24 protein-coding genes are annotated in these 16,815 nt (G+C 58.9%); 22 read left to right on the top strand and 2 right to left on the bottom strand.

Annotated features, from left to right (window positions below; all coding sequences use genetic code 11):
* Window positions 1-127: 127 nt before the first annotated feature.
* Window positions 128-619 carry an HNH endonuclease gene (locus L9Z73_RS03575; RefSeq protein WP_247396425.1) on the bottom strand — a complete coding sequence of 164 codons (492 nt, stop codon included), beginning with the start codon at window positions 617-619 and terminating at the stop codon, window positions 128-130.
* 586 nt (window positions 620-1,205) lie between these two features.
* Entirely contained in the window at window positions 1,206-1,937 is a 732-nt protein-coding gene (locus L9Z73_RS03570) for a LexA family transcriptional regulator (protein WP_331717242.1), read from the bottom strand.
* An 84-nt stretch (window positions 1,938-2,021) separates the two neighbouring features.
* Between L9Z73_RS03570 and L9Z73_RS03565 the strand changes: the two genes are divergently transcribed.
* The 22 genes from L9Z73_RS03565 to L9Z73_RS03460 all read left to right on the top strand — a co-directional run bounded on the left by L9Z73_RS03565 (window position 2,022) and on the right by L9Z73_RS03460 (window position 16,807).
* Window positions 2,022-2,234 carry a transcriptional regulator gene (locus L9Z73_RS03565; RefSeq protein WP_010568092.1) on the top strand — a complete coding sequence of 71 codons (213 nt, stop codon included), beginning with the start codon at window positions 2,022-2,024 and terminating at the stop codon, window positions 2,232-2,234.
* Window positions 2,235-2,269: 35 nt separating this feature from the next.
* Entirely contained in the window at window positions 2,270-2,464 is a 195-nt protein-coding gene (locus tag L9Z73_RS03560; RefSeq protein WP_053254928.1) for a hypothetical protein, read from the top strand.
* A 19-nt stretch (window positions 2,465-2,483) separates the two neighbouring features.
* Complete coding sequence (locus tag L9Z73_RS03555; RefSeq protein WP_053254929.1) at window positions 2,484-2,729, top strand: hypothetical protein; 246 nt, start codon at window positions 2,484-2,486, stop codon at window positions 2,727-2,729.
* A gap of 86 nt (window positions 2,730-2,815) precedes the next feature.
* The gene (locus L9Z73_RS03550; protein WP_247396423.1) at window positions 2,816-3,613 is read left to right on the top strand and encodes a Rha family transcriptional regulator; all 798 of its coding nucleotides are present in this window, start codon (window positions 2,816-2,818) and stop codon (window positions 3,611-3,613) included.
* The gene (locus tag L9Z73_RS03545) at window positions 3,610-4,353 is read left to right on the top strand and encodes a helix-turn-helix domain-containing protein (RefSeq protein ID WP_247396422.1); all 744 of its coding nucleotides are present in this window, start codon (window positions 3,610-3,612) and stop codon (window positions 4,351-4,353) included. Before L9Z73_RS03550 ends, L9Z73_RS03545 begins: the two co-directional genes overlap by 4 nt.
* A complete protein-coding gene (locus tag L9Z73_RS03540; protein WP_247396420.1) occupies window positions 4,350-5,093 on the top strand; it encodes a replication protein P in 744 nt (247 codons plus the stop codon). The genes L9Z73_RS03545 and L9Z73_RS03540 overlap by 4 nt, the downstream gene beginning before the upstream one ends.
* Window positions 5,090-5,278, top strand: coding sequence for a DUF1382 family protein (locus tag L9Z73_RS03535; RefSeq protein ID WP_247396418.1), 189 nt, complete (start codon window positions 5,090-5,092; stop codon window positions 5,276-5,278). Before L9Z73_RS03540 ends, L9Z73_RS03535 begins: the two co-directional genes overlap by 4 nt.
* Window positions 5,275-5,595, top strand: coding sequence for a hypothetical protein (locus L9Z73_RS03530; RefSeq protein ID WP_046483908.1), 321 nt, complete (start codon window positions 5,275-5,277; stop codon window positions 5,593-5,595). The genes L9Z73_RS03535 and L9Z73_RS03530 overlap by 4 nt, the downstream gene beginning before the upstream one ends.
* Window positions 5,592-6,266, top strand: coding sequence for a hypothetical protein (locus L9Z73_RS03525; protein ID WP_247396416.1), 675 nt, complete (start codon window positions 5,592-5,594; stop codon window positions 6,264-6,266). Before L9Z73_RS03530 ends, L9Z73_RS03525 begins: the two co-directional genes overlap by 4 nt.
* Window positions 6,263-6,832 carry a hypothetical protein gene (locus L9Z73_RS03520; protein WP_247396414.1) on the top strand — a complete coding sequence of 190 codons (570 nt, stop codon included), beginning with the start codon at window positions 6,263-6,265 and terminating at the stop codon, window positions 6,830-6,832. The genes L9Z73_RS03525 and L9Z73_RS03520 overlap by 4 nt, the downstream gene beginning before the upstream one ends.
* A gap of 253 nt (window positions 6,833-7,085) precedes the next feature.
* Window positions 7,086-7,556, top strand: a complete 471-nt coding sequence (locus L9Z73_RS03515; protein ID WP_247396412.1) for a hypothetical protein — start codon at window positions 7,086-7,088, stop codon at window positions 7,554-7,556.
* Window positions 7,557-7,791: 235 nt separating this feature from the next.
* A complete protein-coding gene (locus L9Z73_RS03510) occupies window positions 7,792-8,388 on the top strand; it encodes a recombination protein NinG (RefSeq protein ID WP_247396410.1) in 597 nt (198 codons plus the stop codon).
* A complete protein-coding gene (locus L9Z73_RS03505; RefSeq protein ID WP_247396408.1) occupies window positions 8,385-8,894 on the top strand; it encodes an HNH endonuclease in 510 nt (169 codons plus the stop codon). The genes L9Z73_RS03510 and L9Z73_RS03505 overlap by 4 nt, the downstream gene beginning before the upstream one ends.
* Window positions 8,891-9,472, top strand: a complete 582-nt coding sequence (locus L9Z73_RS03500) for a hypothetical protein (protein WP_247396406.1) — start codon at window positions 8,891-8,893, stop codon at window positions 9,470-9,472. The genes L9Z73_RS03505 and L9Z73_RS03500 overlap by 4 nt, the downstream gene beginning before the upstream one ends.
* A gap of 150 nt (window positions 9,473-9,622) precedes the next feature.
* A complete protein-coding gene (locus L9Z73_RS03495; protein ID WP_247396405.1) occupies window positions 9,623-9,913 on the top strand; it encodes a hypothetical protein in 291 nt (96 codons plus the stop codon).
* Between the two features lie 476 nt (window positions 9,914-10,389).
* Window positions 10,390-10,710 carry an MFS transporter gene (locus L9Z73_RS03490; protein WP_108524306.1) on the top strand — a complete coding sequence of 107 codons (321 nt, stop codon included), beginning with the start codon at window positions 10,390-10,392 and terminating at the stop codon, window positions 10,708-10,710.
* 3 nt (window positions 10,711-10,713) lie between these two features.
* Window positions 10,714-11,058 carry a hypothetical protein gene (locus tag L9Z73_RS03485; protein ID WP_134939314.1) on the top strand — a complete coding sequence of 115 codons (345 nt, stop codon included), beginning with the start codon at window positions 10,714-10,716 and terminating at the stop codon, window positions 11,056-11,058.
* 50 nt (window positions 11,059-11,108) lie between these two features.
* On the top strand, window positions 11,109-11,750 hold the full coding sequence (locus L9Z73_RS03480; protein ID WP_247396403.1) for a helix-turn-helix domain-containing protein: 642 nt from the start codon (window positions 11,109-11,111) through the stop codon (window positions 11,748-11,750).
* A 1-nt stretch (window position 11,751) separates the two neighbouring features.
* Window positions 11,752-13,347: a hypothetical protein gene (locus tag L9Z73_RS03475; RefSeq protein ID WP_247396401.1), complete on the top strand. Its 1,596-nt coding sequence runs from the start codon at window positions 11,752-11,754 to the stop codon at window positions 13,345-13,347.
* A complete protein-coding gene (locus L9Z73_RS03470; protein ID WP_247396399.1) occupies window positions 13,344-14,804 on the top strand; it encodes a DUF1073 domain-containing protein in 1,461 nt (486 codons plus the stop codon). The genes L9Z73_RS03475 and L9Z73_RS03470 overlap by 4 nt, the downstream gene beginning before the upstream one ends.
* Before the next feature lie 46 nt (window positions 14,805-14,850).
* Entirely contained in the window at window positions 14,851-15,489 is a 639-nt protein-coding gene (locus L9Z73_RS31280) for a phage minor head protein (protein WP_247396396.1), read from the top strand.
* A 7-nt stretch (window positions 15,490-15,496) separates the two neighbouring features.
* A complete protein-coding gene (locus L9Z73_RS03460; protein ID WP_247396393.1) occupies window positions 15,497-16,807 on the top strand; it encodes a DUF2213 domain-containing protein in 1,311 nt (436 codons plus the stop codon).
* Window positions 16,808-16,815 lie beyond the last annotated feature (8 nt).

Raw genomic sequence — 16,815 nt, 5'->3', positions numbered from 1 at the left:
GATGCTGCGCATGTTGCCGACGGTGCGCAGGTCAAGGCTGCATTCCCTACAAAGCCTGATGTAGTCGAGCATGTACTTCGGCATTTCACTTCCTCCGTTGATTTCCAATGCCGCCTCATAGAAGCGGTTAGTCGTGTCGTGCAAAGTCGCCGTGCAGCCTGTCGCGCAGCGTTGCAGCTACCGTTGTTGCCTCGGCCAAGCATTCGTAGTGGCCGCCGTTATGGACCTTTCGATTCAGCGTCACCTGGACGTGCCATTTTCTGGAATCTGGATTCCAGCTAACACCCTTCACGCCAGACTTGTTGGTCTTGCGCAGCGCTTGGTTATGCTGGTTTTGGGATGGGGTTGAATCACGCAAATTGGCAATCGCATTGTTTTGCCGGCATCCATCTACGTGATCAATCTGACCGTCGGGCCAGTTGCCGCGATGAATCAGCCAGGCAACACGGTGGGCGAGGTATGTCTTGCCGCCCATCTTGATTCGAATATAGCCATTGGTGCCCTTGCTGCCTGCTGTGCGTCCCGGAACGATCCGCGTGTTAGGCGAGCTATTCCAGGTCAGCATCCCTGTAGCGGGGTTGTAGGTTAGGGCGCTTATTGCTTGATCATAAGTAAGCATCTTGGACTCCCGTTTTGCTTCCCAGATGACCCTGTCGCCAAGGGCATCGAGGAAATCTGTTCACCGTGACCCGCTACTGGCGGCCGTCACCGGCTTGAATCAAATGTCACTCCAGCCGCGGGCCTTTCGGCTTGTTCTCCCGCTGGATAACTGTTCTTGGCGCTTTACGCTGCACGCCCGGGTCAGTTGCCAACCCTCTGAACCGTTTAGGCCGGTTCATCGCTGCCTTTGAATCTGGGCCGGTGGTTATCCGGCAAGGGTGAAGCTGTGTGACTAAAGAGCGGGTCAGGCCCTGAGGCCCTGGCGAGTCCCTGTTGGGTGACTCGATGGGCCTAGTAAACAACACGTTTATAAACACGTCAACACTATTTGTTTATTTGTGTTTATCGCAGGCACAAAAAAGCCCGCTCAGCGGCGGGCAGCAGGTCGACTACAAATCAGCAGGTCGTGCTATTCGGCGCAGGTCGATGCCTGCGAGGGGAAGGGGGTAATGCAGGGATGGCGGATACAAGAAGCCCGGCGCTGGGCCGGGCTTAGTTGTGGTGTGGCTACTGATTTGGTTTGGTTGTATGCGCGGAAGCTTCGGCTACACCAGGACCGAATACCAAAAAACCCTTCCAAGAACGACAAGCTCGTTCTCCATCATCTGCTGAGCTGTGTACTCTTCGTCGGGATGCTCGTCACGGTTATAGCTGCGCAGGCGCAAGCCACCCATCGGCATCCTATAAAGAATCTTCACCCGAAGCTGGCCGCCATGGTTCAGCGCGTACATTTTCCCGTCAATGACGGATGTTGACCCCTGGTCAACTCCTACCGTGCTGCCGTTCGGCAAAACCGGCTCCATGCTGTTCCCGCTGACGGTCACGCATACCGCCTCGCTAGGCTGAACATTCTGGCGCCGCAGAGTCATCTTCCCAAATCGAAGTCTTTGCTTGTGGGATTGCTCGACGACCGTCCTGCCGCTACCGGCCGATAACTCCACCTCCTTTAAGAAAGGCACGTACACCTCATCATTTTCCAGGGGAGTGTCGTCATCCCAGACATCGAAAGGGCCATCCAAAGATGCGTTCGAGTCGGCGGCTGGCGGAACTGGAGGGTCGGATCGGCCAGACGGGTCAGGCTCCCCCGTGGTTAGCCAGTGCTGGCCCACAAACAGCTTTAGAGCTGCCTGATAAATGGCGCGTGCTGGGAGCCCCCGGTTAAACCAGTTATTTAAAGTCTGCGGTGAAACCTCAAGGGTTTCAGCGACCTGCTTTGCGGTAAGGCCTTGCTCGGCCATAAACCGCCGTAGCCGGTCGCCAGAATGTTCATTAGTCATAAACACAGAGTTTACCGGGGTTGTGTTGTTTATTAAATAAACGTATCGTTGACTGGTGTTTACTCGCCGACGGCGGAATTGTTTATGAAACCCACACCTCTTGAGCGCGCAATCCTTGCGGCCGGATCGGGCAAAGCCCTTGCCGAGCTTCTTGGCGTGACCCCTATGGCGGTCTCCTACTGGAAGGTCAGGGGTGTTCCCGCACGTCAGGCACTTCCTATCGAAAAAGCTACTGGCATATCCCGCCATGAGCTTCGGCCTGATTTATATCCGGTCGAATCCCTTTCTGCCGCTTAACCACCTTGCATGCACCCACTAAAGGAGCCTCACCAATGGCATATCACGACACGCGTCACCTGAAAGACCGGGAGATCAAGTCCCGCTATGACGACGAAACCTACGAGGCGCTGAAGGCTGTTGCGCGCCTGCACAAGCTCCAGCTCGCGGTCTTCGTTCGCATGTGCGTCGAGGAAAAGCTGGAAAGCATCGTTGAACTGGATGTTAACGGGAAACACATGCAGGCCTGAAGGCCCTTAAGGAGGCTACGTGCCTGAAACCACGATCTGCCACGGGATCGATGGGCGCCTCTACGAAAAGCTTGAACGGTTGGCAGCAGCGGCAGGGATGACCCCTGACGAGTACGCCGCAAAGCTTGGAGCAGAACGCTTTTTCGAGAAGACCAGGCCAAAAGGGGCTGGAAAGATCCGGCATCTACCAACAACAAGGCGTGACCCGCCGAAGGCCGGAATAGGGCCTGAAAAAGGAGGGACTGATGAAGACCCCAACCCATAAACCCAAATCGCAGGCACAAAAAAGCCGGGGCGCAATCCCGGCTCTTTCACAGCGCTTGCAAAAATCGTTTCAATCTGGAGCCGATTATGCACACCTCTAATCTCGATGTACAGGCCCTGAATAATCCCGCGCCACGTTTTTCGATTGCAGAAAACGTGGCGCGTAAAACCATGTCGACGCGGGAAATCGCCGAACTGACCGGAAAGGCGCATTTTCATGTAAAGCGCGACGTCCTCTCCTTGCTGAAAGAGCTTGGCGAGGATGCATCCAACTATGGATGCATCTATCTCGACCCGTTGAACCGCGAGCAAACCGAATACTTGCTCGATCGTGAGCACACCGACTGTCTGCTGACAGGCTACAGCGCCGCCATGCGCATGACTGTGATTCGTCGCTGGCACGAACTGGAAGCGCAGGTGGCTCAGTCTCAACCGCTCTCCACCATAGAAATCCTGCAGATCGCCATGGAGTCTGAAAAGGCCCGCTTGATGCTCACCGCCCAGGTCGAGCAGCAGGCCACCAAGATCCATTCCCTGGAGAACCTGTTCAAGGAAGGCATGACCCACACCCAGTTCTGCAAGGGACTCAATGGGGTCAACGTCATGCAGGTGGGTAATTACCTCGAATCGCGTAGCTGGCTCTACAACGAGAGCAAGTCAGGCACCCGTCACCGTGTTGGCTCCTACGCCCGCGACAAGTACATGACCGAGCACCAGGTCGAAGTCACCCCGCACGGCAAAGATCCTTTCATCTCCTACACGCCAATCCTCCTGAAGAAGGGTGCTGCCCGCCTGTACGACCTGTACCTGGCCGGCGAGCTGCCCATGAAGAAGACCTGGGACGGCCTGTTCACTCACGACAAGGCTATGCGGGGTGCGGCATGACTGATCTACCCCGCCAATTCAAAGGCGTGTGGATTCCTGCCGAGGTCTGGCTGGACCGTTCGCTGTCTATCACTGAGAAAGTGATGATGGTCGAGATCGGTAGCCTGCAAGACCCTGTCAGGGGGTGCTACGCCAGCAACAGCCATTTCGCCAGGTTCTTTGGCCTGTCGAGTTCCCGTGTCTCTGAAATCATCAGCGCGCTTTCTTCCAAGGGCCTTTTGCGGGTCGAACTGATCCGCGATGGTCGGCAGGTTGTAGAGCGCCGCGTGCGCCTTTCTGACCTATTCGGAAAGTCGAATACCTATTCGGAAAAGGCGGCGACCCTATTCGGAAAAGGCGGTGACCCCTATTCGGAAAAGGCGGAGGAGAGTAATACAAAGAGCAACAGTACATCTGAGGGTGAAAAGCGCGGCTCAGCCAAGGCTTCCCCGTCCGCTTCGCGCAAGGCCTCGAAGTTCGATCCTCTCATTGCGCGCCCTCTCAGCGTCAGCGAATCAACCTGGGCTGACTGGTGCCAGCACCGCCGCGAAATCAAGAAGCCCCTGACCGCCACCACCTGTGCCAAGCAAGCCAAGACCCTGGCCGGTCACCACGACCCTGACGCCGTGATCAACCAGTCCATCAGCAATGGCTGGACCGGTCTGTTCCCGGAGAAGGTTGTGGCGGGAGGCAGGACTGTCGGCAATGGCCCGGACTTCTACGACCAGTCGTGGCGCACCGATACGAGTGATGACCTATGAAGAACGTCACTCAGATGATCCCCGGCGCTGCCCGGGCGCTGGGCACCTCGGCGCCTTATCAGGCCCCGGCACAAGCCAGCACCCAGCTCGGCGTAGTGGATGACGCAACCGGCGAAGTGGTTGAACGCCTGTTCCGCCAGTTGCAGGCCATTTTTCCGGCCCACAAGCAGGCGTGGCCTGACGACAAGGCCAAGGCCGCAGCGATGCGCAATTGGACTATGGGCTTCATGGCCGCTGGCATCCGCTCACTGGAGCAGATCCGATACGGAATCGAGCAGTGCCGGAAAAGCGGCTCACCGTTCGCGCCAAGCGTCGGCCAGTTCGTAGGCTGGTGCAAGCCTGGACCCGAGGCGTTCGGCCTGCCAGCGAGCGCTGACGCATGGGTGGAGGCATTGATGGGCGTCTACAGCCATGAAGGCGTGAAGATCGCCGCCATTGCCACGGGCCTGTTCGACCTGCGCGCCGCCAAGCAGGAAGACAAGGGCCTGCGCCAGCGCTTCGACCACAACTACGCCGTGGTGATCCGCCGCGCCCAGGAAGGCCAGCCGCTGGACGGCAAGATCCTCACCGGCATCGGCCACGACAGCCAGAAGACAGCCTTCGAGCTGGCCAACGAACTGGCCGACCAGCAAGCCCAGGCACGAATCCTTCAGCAAGGCATCCCGGCCGACGGCAAGTCAGCCCGCGCACTGCTGCTCGCGAAGTTCGGCAAGAACAAGACTCAGGAGCAACGGCCATGAAGCGAGCAAACCCAGCACAGCTACGCCAATCCCCTGAGGCGGCCAACGCCCTGGTCAAGCACGGAATCCGTTTCGTGTGCATGCCGGTGGTGGATGAGGCGGACGGTGTGAACTTGTCCAGTCAGGCCGCCGAGCGTTTGGAGCGCATGGCATTGATCGCAGAAGCAGGGGAGAAGCGGACATGACCGACAAGATGCGTGAAGAGTTTGAGCGCGAGTGGGGACAAGTGGATGCAGAGCAAGGTGTTCACTTCATACCCGAGCTGAACACCTACGGCAGCGATCTGTACGCCCAGCATGGGTATGCGCAGATGAAGTCGTCCGCCTGGTTCTATTTCCAGAAGGGCTGGCAGGAATCCCGCGAGGCGCTGGTGATTGAGCTGCCCGAGGACTTCACAAGTGTCGGAAGCCCGAACATGCGGATGCTAGTAGCGCACCACCGCGAGATCGTAGGCCTATTGGTGCAATCCATCGAAGCAGCAGGCGTGAAGGTGAAGTCATGAGCAAGGACGGAATTAATGTTAATCAAGCCCCCGATGATTTCTACCGGCCGCAAATTCCACCTGTTGCTCCACCGCCAGCGAATTCCTCAACCGTCAAGCCTTTGCGTTGCCGCTGTGGCCGTGAAGCGGAGTGGCTATTGGATGGATCGCTCTTTGGGTGCAACTCATGCTTTGTCTCTGGCACAAGCATGACGTATTGGAATGATCTTGTGGGCACAGACCCAGCAGTGCCTGAAGCGCTGTCAGGCTACGAAAGCTGGAAGTCAGGATACGCCGAGGGCTGGCGTGTCGGATCGAAAGTGGCGGTGGACGAGCGACTTCAGCTCAAGACCGAAAACGATGCCTTGAAGGCGAAAAGGCTAGCAAGGGCGGCGCGCACCAAAAAGCTCGTCGGCATTGCCAGCACTCATCGGCGCGACGCGTTGGTGCTGCGCAAGGATCTCGAATCCCACAAACGCATGCTTCTGGCCGCTGCCTGCGACCTTGGCGCGATTGGCGAAGCGCTCAAGTCCGACATGGACGCCGATGGGGATGAGTTGCTTGGCATGGTCATCGACCTTAAAGCCCAGAACACCCGAATGCTGGAATGGCTCAAGGATATTAGCCGCACATCCGGCGACAAAGGTGCCGTCATGGGAGCGCGCCAACTGCTCAAGGAGTTCGCCGAATGAATGATTCCCGCGATTTGAAAGCGATTGCCGAGGCGTGCCAGCAGCACCAGCCGCTTCGCTTCATGCGCAGCCACGGTGCGCTGTACATCCGCAACGACAACGGCATCGTCTTCGACGTGCATCAGAACCGCTCATTCCCTGACCTCATGGCGCAGAACAAGGATTACGCGGACCTGGTGCTTGCCGCCAACCCTGCCGCAGTCCTGGCCCTGATCGCCGAGATCGAGCGGCTACAGCTCGATAATTCCAGCCTGCGCGGAAGCTGCGCGAGGCTTGGGGCAGAGCATGCGTCGATGGCTCGCAATTTCAAAAAAGCGAACCGTATGCAGTACGAGGCTAGATCTGAGCGCGACCAGCTCAAGGCCGAGAACGAGGCGTTGGTAGCGGCTGCGCAGGCGTTACGCGATGAGTGGCGCAAGGATCAGGCTGACGCGGAGCGGTATCGGTGGCTGCGCGTGAAGCAGACGTTCATCTGGTTGATTCAGGACTGGTTCCCGCGGAATAACGTGCTGACCGACGTGGATGCTGAGATCGACGGCGCCATGGGAAAGGGAGAGCAGTCATGACTGACTTGAATCAGCTTTCGTCGGCGGCTCGGTCTGCCGCAATGCGTGGCGGTACTGCTGGCTGGGGGCAAGTCGGCGGCTTGGCTGAACACATCCTGTACATGGAAGTGCGCCCAAAGCGCCGCGGCCGTCAACCTAAGTGCCATTGCGGCTGCGGGACGCCTAAAACGCATCTCGGCAAGGCCAATGGCGTGGCCCTCACGGGTGGCTGTGAATTCTACGTCCGGCGCTGGGTGAAAGCGGGAGGTCGGCCATGACTGACAAGATCAGCGTCAACTGCCAGGCCAAGCTCTCCGAGGCCATTACCTGCCTTACCACCATGTACCGGGACAAGAAGTTCGTGGTGGTCTCCCTACGTCCTGGCAAGGACCGCACGCTCGACCAGAACGCCCTGTGGTTCGCGATGTACAAGCGTATTGCCGAGATGACCCAGATCGGTGACGCGGCCGACGCTCGCCGGTACTGCAAGCTGCACTTCGGCGTGCAGATCCTGCTGAACGAGGACGCCGGTTTCCAAGCTGAGTGGTATCGGGTTATGCGTCATCTGCCCTATGAAACGAAGCTAGCCATGATGGGTGAGTGCCACTTGTTCGGCCCTGACGGCTTCCCGGTGACCAGCCTGTTCAATCGCGCCCAGGGCGTCCAGTACACCGACCGCATGGCCAATTACTTCACCGGCCAGGGCGTCGTCTTCACCGATCTGCTGAGCAAGGAGGCTGCATGAGAAAAATCCTAATTATCGGGGCTGGATCGCTCGGGATTGCTGTAGCGCTTAGGGCTCTCGACGGAGCTGTTAGGGCTAGGCCTACTCGCCAAATAGCGGTCTATCCGAACGACTTTGAACTTGGTGCGCATGGTGCGCTGGATATTCCCACTGAAGACCCATTCAGCGGTGGTGGTCGAAGCAAGGGCGAGAAGAAGCGAGCGGACAGAGAACGGCGCATGCGGGGAGGCTTCTGATGCTATCCACCAAACAACCCAAGCCCAAGACCTGCAAGAACCCAGCATGCAGGTCCTCATTCGTCCCGCAGCGTCTCGGGCAGGCGGTGTGCAGTCCGAAGTGCGGCCTGGCCATCAAGGACGTGAACCAGGCGAAGGCGCGCAAGTCGCTGGATCAGATTGGCCGCGCCGACATCAAGGTTCGAAAGGAGGCCCTGAAAAGTCGCGGCGACCACATGCGCGAGGCTCAGCAGGCGTTCAACGAGTACATCCGCACCCGTGACCAGGCAGCCGGCCACCTCTGCATCTCCAGCGGCAAGCCGTTGGACTGGAGCGGCAACGCGGTAGATGCCGGCCACTATCGCAGCGTCGGCTCCGCACCGCACCTGCGCTTCGATGAGCGCAACTGCCATGCCCAAAGCAAGCAGGATAACCGGTTCCTCTCTGGCAACGCCGTGGACTACCGGATCGGCCTGATCGCGCGCATCGGTCAGGAGGCGGTCGACGCCCTGGAATCCGACCAGAGCGTGCGCAAGTACACCGTCGAAGAGATCAAGGCCATCAAGGCCGAGTACCGGGCAAAGACCAGAGAACTGAAGAGGGGTAATGCGGCATGACGATCAGCCATGAAGAGCTAAAATCTGTCCTTGCTTACGACGCAGATACGGGGCAATTCACCTGGCTTGTGAACTCATCTGCGAGGGTCCAGGCAGGAAGATCTGCAGGATATATGCGCAAGCGAGACGGCTACATCGTTGTGCGGGTGAGAGGGCATGGATACTCCGCACATCGCCTTGCTTGGTTCTATACCCACGGCGTCTGGCCGGTGGTGATTGATCATATCGACCGTAACCGATCAAACAACGCGATGGAAAACTTGCGCGAGGCCACAACCTCTCAAAACGGCATGAATACTGGCATCCGAGAGCTGAACACATCCGGCTACCGCGGCGTTACCTGGAACAAAGCGGCGCGAAGGTGGCAGGCACAGGCGCGACTAAATGGCAGGAATTTCTATCTAGGGGTTTTCGAGTCAGCAGTGATGGCCTCTGAGGTTTATGAGGAGTTTTGCAAAGAGCGCCACGGTGAGTTTTACGTTGGTAGTCAGGGGGAGGCAGCATGAAGATCAACTCAGCGCGCCAGGCGTGGCATGACTGCAAATACAACCCGGCCCCCGGCCAAACCTCTGACGTTGTTCAATTGGGCGTGGTGGTGCAGAACACCGATCGCGGCCCTACGGCGAATCACGCGGTGCATGGGGCCCTGGCTGGGCATATCCAGTCGGTAATCGCTCGGCTACACCCGCAGATCCGCGTCTTCGGTGACTTCATGTACGCGGCCGAGCAGAGCGACGACATCCGCGAGGCGGCGGAAGAGGTGGTATTCCTGGTGGTGCAGAGCAAGTCACCGCGGATGACGGCGGCCAAGCGGGAGAAGCTGGAGTATGTGGTGAAGGGCGTCATGCGCCGGTATCAGTACATGCACCAGGGCGGCCAGTCGGCCAATGAAGACCCGTTCGCCAATCCCGAGAAGTTCAGGGAGTGGATGTGGCAGTTCTACGGTGTGCGCCTGGAGTCATGCAACTGGGAGCGGGATTGGGGCGGCATGCAGCAACTGATCTTCGATTGCTGCGAGGATCTGGACCGTCGAGCACTCAGTCCGGTGGCGGCGGTAATTTACGAAATGCGTGAGGCCGCATGAGGGCCTATTGCGTTCCCGTGCGGCTGGTGGCATATTAGCGCCATCCTGATAATTTTGCCTTCGGCAACTTGATCACCGATCCAAGAAAACCCGGCCATCGCGCCGGGTTTTTTATTGCCCAAAGAAACCCACCAAAAGGAACGCCGAATGATGAAGCGAATGTCCGCTTACGTGTGCCTGGCGCTCGCCGCCTGCCTGTCTTGTTTCTCCATGTCGGCATTCGCCGAGCCAGTGGCTTACGCGTACCGCTCTGCGGTGATGCTGGCTGAGCTGCCGAGTGTCGGCATGAAGCGCCTGGAACTGACCCTCGTCATGTGGCGAACGGGCAGCCAGTCGAATGACGAAGGAATCGCTTCCAATCTGCGCGCATCCAGCAATCACTTCGTGATGGCCTCGGCAAAGTCCGGCATGGAAGAGTACGAAGGCTTTGCCCCGGCCTGAATGCGCCTGCAGCCAATTGAAAAAGCCCGGACATATGCGCCGGGCTTTTTTTACCTCCGAGGAAAGCCGCTACCGAAGTGGACGCTTTCCCGGATGTATCTCAGTTTTAACTGCAGCCAGGGCAGCCCTCGGGAGGCCTGGACGCTGATAAGCCGGTAGTGCAGCGCTACGGAAAAACACCGGCAGCCCGCGCGCCCTGACCTAACACGCTTTCAGGGTGGCGCGAGACATGAGCGGCGAGATCGATGCACTTGGGTGTCGACGCCGTGGTGGTCTTTGGCTGGCAGCGTGGGAAGACACGCTCACCTTTTCAGGGCCTCGACATTGATCGGGGCCTTCTTGTTTTCGGCCCCGCCACACCCTTCGCTCTGAGCTGGGAGTGCCGCCGGGGCTGATCTATTCGCCGCCGCTCCCCAGCGTCTGGCCGCCACCTGACGGCCTTTTTTATTCACTCATGCAACTGAGAGGTCGAGCGCATGGAATTCCTGCATCGCTTGCTCGACAAGGCCGACCTGATCCTTGCCGGGGTAGTCGGCGCCATCATCGCGAGCTGGTGGAGCAAGGATGACCTCAAGGATCTCTGGTCCTGGGTCATCTTCCTGCTGACGGGTATTGCCTGCGCCCTGTACTTGACTGGCATTGTTTGCGACCGCCTGGCTGTGACTGACCCTAGCAATGTTGCTGGTGTTGGGTTCCTTCTTGGGGCGTTCGGCGGGTCACTCCTGACCGCCATCAACCGGGCCATCAAAGCCGCCGACATCTGGGCGCTTATCCGCTCGAAGCTCGGAGGGGGTTAATCCATGAGCCTTCAAACATTGAGCACGGCTTTCGTCTCCATCATCGCCATTTGGGCGACCTGGTGCGTACTGAGCCATAAGGTGAGAGACGGTATTGTCGGCAAGATCATTTACGCGGCAATCGCCGTGTCCGGGTTTGCGATTGCTACTCGGGGTGAGACTGTGCTCCTCAGCCCCAGCGCTGCAGGCGTCACCTTCCACGGAGCGCTCGCATTGGCTGGCCTAAGACACTGGTTCGTCGCCAACCACTGGCCGCGCGTCAAGGCATGGCTGTGCCGGACGCTGAACTGCGAGCGCTGCCTGAGCTGTGACAAGGCACCAGGCGGCATAGATCGCCGGGGCAAGTAATTCGCGCCACGATTTGGCGCATTCGAAAACGTGGCGCGTAAAGGATTCATATGACCGACAAGCAACCCACCGACTGGGAGCGCATCGAGCAGCTCTACAGGGCTGGCGTGCTGTCAGTGCGAGAGATCGCCGCTACCTGCGGCGTTTCTCATACCGCAATCAATAAGCGCGCCAAAGCTGGCGGATGGGATCGAAACCTCAAGGCAAAGATCCACGCCAAGGCTGATGCGCTGGTTTCCAAAGCAGAGGTTTCCACCAAGGTTTCCACGGAAACTCTGGCAACCGAGCGAGGGATCGTTGAGGCGAATGCTCAGGTCATTGCTGACATCCGCCTGGCGCATCGCACTGACATTGGTCGGGGGCGCCGGCTCGCCAACAAGTTGCTGGATGAGCTTGAAGGGTTGACCGATAACCGCGACCTGTTCGAGCAACTCGGTGAGCTGCTGCGCTCGGAAGACGACAACGGTCAGGACAAGCGCAACGACCTGTATATGAAGGTCATCGACTTACCGGCTCGCACCAAGACTATGAAGGAGCTCGGCGAGACGCTGAAAAACCTGATCACCCTTGAGCGTCAGGCATATGACCTGGGCAGCGACGGTGCCAGCCCATCAGACGCGCCCAGCTCTGCAACCAGCGACGACCCTATTGAGGCCGCCCGTATCTACCAGAAGCTCATGTCAGGCGGTTGAAATGCCCATCCCGTTTCAGTTCGACTTCAAGAACCCAGACTATGTACAGGTTTTCGAATGGCGAACTGAGCGGCTTGCGCGCATTCGACGCGACCCGACGATGCTTCCGGCCCTGCGAGCGTTCTACCGTGATAACCCTGCCCAGTTCATCATTGACTGGGGCATGACTGCCGACCCTCGTAACGTTGAGCGAGGCCTTCCTGCATCCATCCCGTTCCTGCTGTTCCCCAAGCAGGAAGAATGGATTGAGTGGTTCATGGATCGCTGGCGCAACCAAGAGCCAGGGATCACTGAGAAGACCCGCGACATGGGCATGTCCTGGCTCACTATCGGGCTGGCTTCAACTGTTTGCATGTTCAACAGCGGCTTTGTGGTGGGCTTTGGCTCCCGCAAGGAGGAGTACGTCGACAAGATCGGGTCGCCTAAATCGCTGTTCGATAAGGCTCGGACGTTCATGCGGCTGCTGCCGAAAGAGTTCCGTGGCACCTGGGACGACCGTAAGCACGCCCCGCACATGCGCATCCTATTCCCGGATACCGGGTCGGTGATCACCGGAGAGTCTGGTGATGGCATTGGCCGGGGCGACCGGACTAGTTTCTACATCGTGGATGAGTCGGCGTTCCTTGAGCGCCCTCAGCTGGTCGACGCTTCGCTGTCGGCCACCACCAACTGCCGGCAGGACATCTCTACACCCAACGGCATGGGCAACTCATTCGCCCAGCGCCGGCACAGCGGCAAGATCAAAGTATTCACGTTCCATTGGCGGGATGACCCGCGCAAGGACGACGCATGGTACGAGAAGCAGGTCAACGACCTGGACCCCGTCACCGTAGCTCAAGAGATCGACATCAACTACTCGGCCTCGGTTGAGGGCGTAGTGATTCCGTCTGCCTGGGTGCAGGCAGCCATCGGCGCACACACCAAGCTTGGCATTGAGCCTTCCGGTATGCGTCGCGGCGGTCTCGACGTTGCGGATGAGGGTTTTGATAAGAATGCCTTTGCCGGTCGTCATGGCTTCCTGCTCGACTTCATCGAGTCTTGGTCCGGCAAGGGTGGCGATATCTACGCAACCGTGGTCAAGGCGTTTTCGATCTGTGATGAGCGTCGATACGAGACGTTCGACTATGACGCCGATGGTCTTGGTGCCGGGGTGCGAGGTGATGCTCGGGTAATCAACGAGTTGCGCCATACAGCAGGCACGCAGCAGATCAATGACCAGCCGTTTCGCGGTTCCGGTGGCGTGTACGACCCAGAAGGCCAGATGGTCAAGGAGCGCTTGAACAAGGACTTCTTTGCCAACGCCAAGGCCCAGGCCTGGTGGGCGCTTCGCATGCGGTTCCAGGCGACATACCGCGCCGTGGTCGAGGGGATGGCGTTCGATCCGGACGAGCTGATTTCGATATCACCGGACCTGGCCGAGTTATCACTCCTAACTATGGAGCTTTCGCAACCCACTTACACCATCAACGCCGTGGGCAAAGTCGTCATCGACAAGGCGCCCGAAGGTACGAAATCACCAAACCTCGCCGACTCCGTGATGATCTGTTATCAGCCGGCGGCCAGGTCCATCGACATCTGGAAGAGACTCGCAGGATGAGCAGAAAACATCAGTTAAACGCTCGAGCTGCGAAGGTAAACCAGCAGACCGACGCAGCGCGAAAGTCGTTCATGACGAACGATAGTTTCCAGAACTTCACAGCGCGCGTCGGCCTTGGCACCCAGAACCAGCACAGCGACAGCAGCTACGGTTTCAACTTCGTCAGCCGCAACCGTATTCAGATGGAGGCCGTGTATCGGTCGAGTTGGCTTGCCGGCCGCGCCGTGGATTGCCGCGCCAAGGACATGACCCGCGAGGGGATCGAATTCAACTCGATCATGCCGCCAGAGGAAAAGGACAAGCTGTCCCGAGCTTTTGAGCGCTTGCAGATCTGGAAAGGGCTCTGCGACAACGAAAAGTGGTCGCGCCTCTATGGTGGCTCGATCGCGGTGATGCTGATCGATGGTCAGCGCCCAGAAACTCCGCTTCGCCTTGATTCAATCGGCAGGGGCCAGTTCAAGGGATTGTTGGTGCTTGACCGGTGGCTGGTTCAGCCATCACTGGAGAATCTGGTAACCGAATATGGGCCTGACCTCGGAAAGCCGAAGTTTTACACCGTCGTGGCCGATGCCCAGGCGCTGATCAACCAGAAGATCCACTACACCCGCGTGATCCGACGTGAAGGCGTTGAGCTGCCGTACTGGCAGCGCATTGCTGAGAACGGCTGGGGGCAGTCTGTACTTGAGCGCCTCTGGGATCGTCTGGTCGCATTCGATAGTGTCACTTCTGGCACCGCCCAACTGGTCTACAAAGCTCACCTGCGCACGTACAAGGTCGAGAAGCTGCGAGAGCTGATCGCCACCGGCGGACGCACCTTTGAGGCGCTCCTGAAGCAGATCGACATGATCCGTCAGTTCCAGTCCAACGAAGGGCTGACCCTTATGGACTCGACCGATGATTTCGAAACGCACCAGTACAGCTTTACCGGCCTATCAGATGTGATCGACAAGTTCGGCGAGCAAGTCTGTGCAGCCGTTGAGACGCCCGACATCATCCTGTTTGGTCAGTCCCCGGGCGGTATCAGCAACGGTGACGACACGTCGGTGCGCATCTACTACGACAGCGTAAAGGCCGATCAGGACTCATGTATGCGCGCTGGCGTTACAACCCTCTGTGACGTAGTCAGTCGATCGGAGCTTGGAAAGCCGCTGCCTGATGGCTTCGCATTCGACTTCGTTCCGCTATGGCAGCTTAGCGATGCCGAGAAAGCCGAAGTTGGTGCAAAGGACACGAATTCTGTTGTCCAGGCGTTCGACTCAGGAATCGTAGATCGCGGCACCGCTCTCAAAGAGCTGCGCCAGTCCAGTAACACTACGGGGCTCTGGTCGAACATCACTGACGACGAAATCAAAGAGGCCGAAAGCGAGCCACCACCAGTCCCTGGAGAAAAGGACCTGATCGATGCGCCTAATGACCCGGGACAAAAAGCGAAACCGGAACCCGGTCAGGGCGAGTAGAGCCGAGCGGCAATACCAGTCCTCTCTGTCGCAGGTAGCGCGCCAGGTGGGAAGCATCATCAACGGCTTTCCGCCTGGTGACCCGGCAGCTGAACCCACAATCACCACCATGCTCGATCGCTACGCCGATCTGCTGAACGACTGGGCAGTGTCCACGGCAAGCAAGATGCTCGTCGAGGTCAACCAGCAGGATCGCAAGGCCTGGGCGGTGATGACCGAAAACATGTCCAAGGCGCTGCGCGACGAAATTCGCAACGCGCCGACGGGCCAGGTTATGCAGGGGTTACTCGCCGAGCAGGTGACGTTGATCAAGAGCATCCCGCTCGACGCCGCCAAGCGCGTGCATGAACTGACGCTGCAAGGCATCGAGGACGGTACCAGGTCCAGCGAAATCGCCAAGGAGATCCAGCGTTCGGGCGAAGTGTCCGAAAGCAAAGCCAAGGTAATTGCGCGCACCGAGGTGTCCCGCACCGCATCGGCGCTGACCGAGGCCCGGGCCAGATCGGTGGGCAGCGAGGGCTACATCTGGCGGACCTCTGGTGACAGCGACGTTCGTCACTCGCACGCGGAAATGAACGGCAAGTTCGTTCGCTGGGACTCGCCGCCCACCCTGGACAAGATGACCGGCCACGCCGGGTGCTTCCCGAACTGCCGCTGCTACCCCGAACCAGTCATTCCCGAGTAACCCAACTATGAAAGTGAGAACCCAGGACGAGGCCGGGCGCTGGTTCGCGCCTGAGCGCTTGAGCGCCCGGCAAAGCATGACCCCTGAAGGCTTTCTGCTGTGTCAGGCGGTGCCCATCGCACGCACCGGCACGCTCGTTTATGACGAAAGCGAACTGGTCAACGACGACGGCCCAATCGTTCAAGGCGGCGCCGGCGGAATCGTGACCATCGAGCGGAATCCCGACGAGGTGTTTCGCGCCGAGACGATTGCCAGCTTTGAAGGCAAACCGGTGACATTGAGCCACCCGGATGATTTCGTGACCCCCGCCAACTGGCGCGAACTGTCGATGGGTATCACCCAGAACGTGCGCCAGGGCAGCGACATTGAAAGCGACCTGATGCTGGCCGACCTGCTGATCACCGATTCGGTCGCAATCGAAGAGGTTCGAAGCGGGCTTAGGCAGGTGTCCTGCGGCTATGACGCCGATTACGAACAACTGGCGGTCGGTCGCGGCCGCCAGATGAACATCGTGGGAAACCACGTAGCCCTGGTAGAGCGTGGCCGCTGTGGCCCGCGATGTGCAATTGGAGATTCCGAAGTGGCCAAGACGACTGATGCAAAACCGAAACGCACCTGGCGCGACCGGGTAATGACGGCCTTCCGCGCGAAGGATGAAGCGGCGCTGGAAGAGGCACTGGAAGGCGCCAAGACCGGTGATGAAGAGGAAGAAGGGGAAGAGAATGGCGATGGTGGTAAAGCCAAAACCGGAGACTCTGCAACCCTCGACTCCATCCTAAAGGCCGTGACCGCTTTGGGCGCCCGCGTTGGAGATATGGAGGCCGAGATCAAGAAGTCGACCGAGGACGACGACGAGGATGACAAGTCGAAGACCGAGGACGATATTCTCGAGGCTGAAGAGGCCGCCAAGAACTCCGAAGCCTCAGGCAAGACCTACACTGGCGACGCCGCACTGATGACTGATGTGAAATCCCGCGCCGAGATCATCGCTCCGGGCATCAGCTTCCAGACCCGCGACGCCAAGACCAAGACTGCCGATCATATCTGCAGCTGCCAGCGCCAGGCCCTGAGCAAGGCAATGACTGGTGACGCCAGGGCATTGATCGAGCCGTTCCTGTCCGGCCGAGATCTGTCGAAGATGACCGCCGACCAAGTATCGGCCGCCTTCGTCGGCGCTACCGAACTGGTAAAGATGCAGAACAACGCATCCGGCGCCCGCACCGCCATCACCACCAGAGACTTCGGTCGCGCTCCTATGGGTGTCGCCGAAATCAACGAAGCCAACCGCAAGTTTTGGAACGGCACCGGCCGTAACTGAGGAAATCC

This window comes from Pseudomonas emilianonis, assembly GCF_023072625.1.
In the GTDB taxonomy this organism is placed as follows: domain Bacteria; phylum Pseudomonadota; class Gammaproteobacteria; order Pseudomonadales; family Pseudomonadaceae; genus Aquipseudomonas; species Aquipseudomonas paraveronii.
The sequence above is the reverse complement of the archived record's forward strand: the minus strand, read 5'-3'. Positions and strand labels throughout refer to the sequence as shown.

Bases quoted from the DNA above. Each gene is read 5' to 3' on its own strand.
- L9Z73_RS03575 (WP_247396425.1), bottom strand. From the start codon at position 619: ATGCTTACTTATGATCAAGCAATAAGCGCCCTAACCTACAACCCCGCT.
- L9Z73_RS03500 (WP_247396406.1), top strand. From the start codon at position 8,891: ATGAAGATCAACTCAGCGCGCCAGGCGTGGCATGACTGCAAATACAAC.
- L9Z73_RS03495 (WP_247396405.1), top strand. From the start codon at position 9,623: ATGAAGCGAATGTCCGCTTACGTGTGCCTGGCGCTCGCCGCCTGCCTG.
- L9Z73_RS03505 (WP_247396408.1), top strand. From the start codon at position 8,385: ATGACGATCAGCCATGAAGAGCTAAAATCTGTCCTTGCTTACGACGCA.
- L9Z73_RS03535 (WP_247396418.1), top strand. From the start codon at position 5,090: ATGAAGCGAGCAAACCCAGCACAGCTACGCCAATCCCCTGAGGCGGCC.
- L9Z73_RS03515 (WP_247396412.1), top strand. From the start codon at position 7,086: ATGACTGACAAGATCAGCGTCAACTGCCAGGCCAAGCTCTCCGAGGCC.
- L9Z73_RS03550 (WP_247396423.1), top strand. From the start codon at position 2,816: ATGCACACCTCTAATCTCGATGTACAGGCCCTGAATAATCCCGCGCCA.
- L9Z73_RS03510 (WP_247396410.1), top strand. From the start codon at position 7,792: ATGCTATCCACCAAACAACCCAAGCCCAAGACCTGCAAGAACCCAGCA.
- L9Z73_RS03490 (WP_108524306.1), top strand. From the start codon at position 10,390: ATGGAATTCCTGCATCGCTTGCTCGACAAGGCCGACCTGATCCTTGCC.
- L9Z73_RS03520 (WP_247396414.1), top strand. From the start codon at position 6,263: ATGAATGATTCCCGCGATTTGAAAGCGATTGCCGAGGCGTGCCAGCAG.
- L9Z73_RS03480 (WP_247396403.1), top strand. From the start codon at position 11,109: ATGACCGACAAGCAACCCACCGACTGGGAGCGCATCGAGCAGCTCTAC.
- L9Z73_RS03525 (WP_247396416.1), top strand. From the start codon at position 5,592: ATGAGCAAGGACGGAATTAATGTTAATCAAGCCCCCGATGATTTCTAC.
- L9Z73_RS03545 (WP_247396422.1), top strand. From the start codon at position 3,610: ATGACTGATCTACCCCGCCAATTCAAAGGCGTGTGGATTCCTGCCGAG.
- L9Z73_RS03530 (WP_046483908.1), top strand. From the start codon at position 5,275: ATGACCGACAAGATGCGTGAAGAGTTTGAGCGCGAGTGGGGACAAGTG.
- L9Z73_RS03485 (WP_134939314.1), top strand. From the start codon at position 10,714: ATGAGCCTTCAAACATTGAGCACGGCTTTCGTCTCCATCATCGCCATT.
- L9Z73_RS03475 (WP_247396401.1), top strand. From the start codon at position 11,752: ATGCCCATCCCGTTTCAGTTCGACTTCAAGAACCCAGACTATGTACAG.
- L9Z73_RS03460 (WP_247396393.1), top strand. From the start codon at position 15,497: ATGAAAGTGAGAACCCAGGACGAGGCCGGGCGCTGGTTCGCGCCTGAG.
- L9Z73_RS03565 (WP_010568092.1), top strand. From the start codon at position 2,022: ATGAAACCCACACCTCTTGAGCGCGCAATCCTTGCGGCCGGATCGGGC.
- L9Z73_RS03540 (WP_247396420.1), top strand. From the start codon at position 4,350: ATGAAGAACGTCACTCAGATGATCCCCGGCGCTGCCCGGGCGCTGGGC.
- L9Z73_RS03560 (WP_053254928.1), top strand. From the start codon at position 2,270: ATGGCATATCACGACACGCGTCACCTGAAAGACCGGGAGATCAAGTCC.
- L9Z73_RS03470 (WP_247396399.1), top strand. From the start codon at position 13,344: ATGAGCAGAAAACATCAGTTAAACGCTCGAGCTGCGAAGGTAAACCAG.
- L9Z73_RS03570 (WP_331717242.1), bottom strand. From the start codon at position 1,937: ATGACTAATGAACATTCTGGCGACCGGCTACGGCGGTTTATGGCCGAG.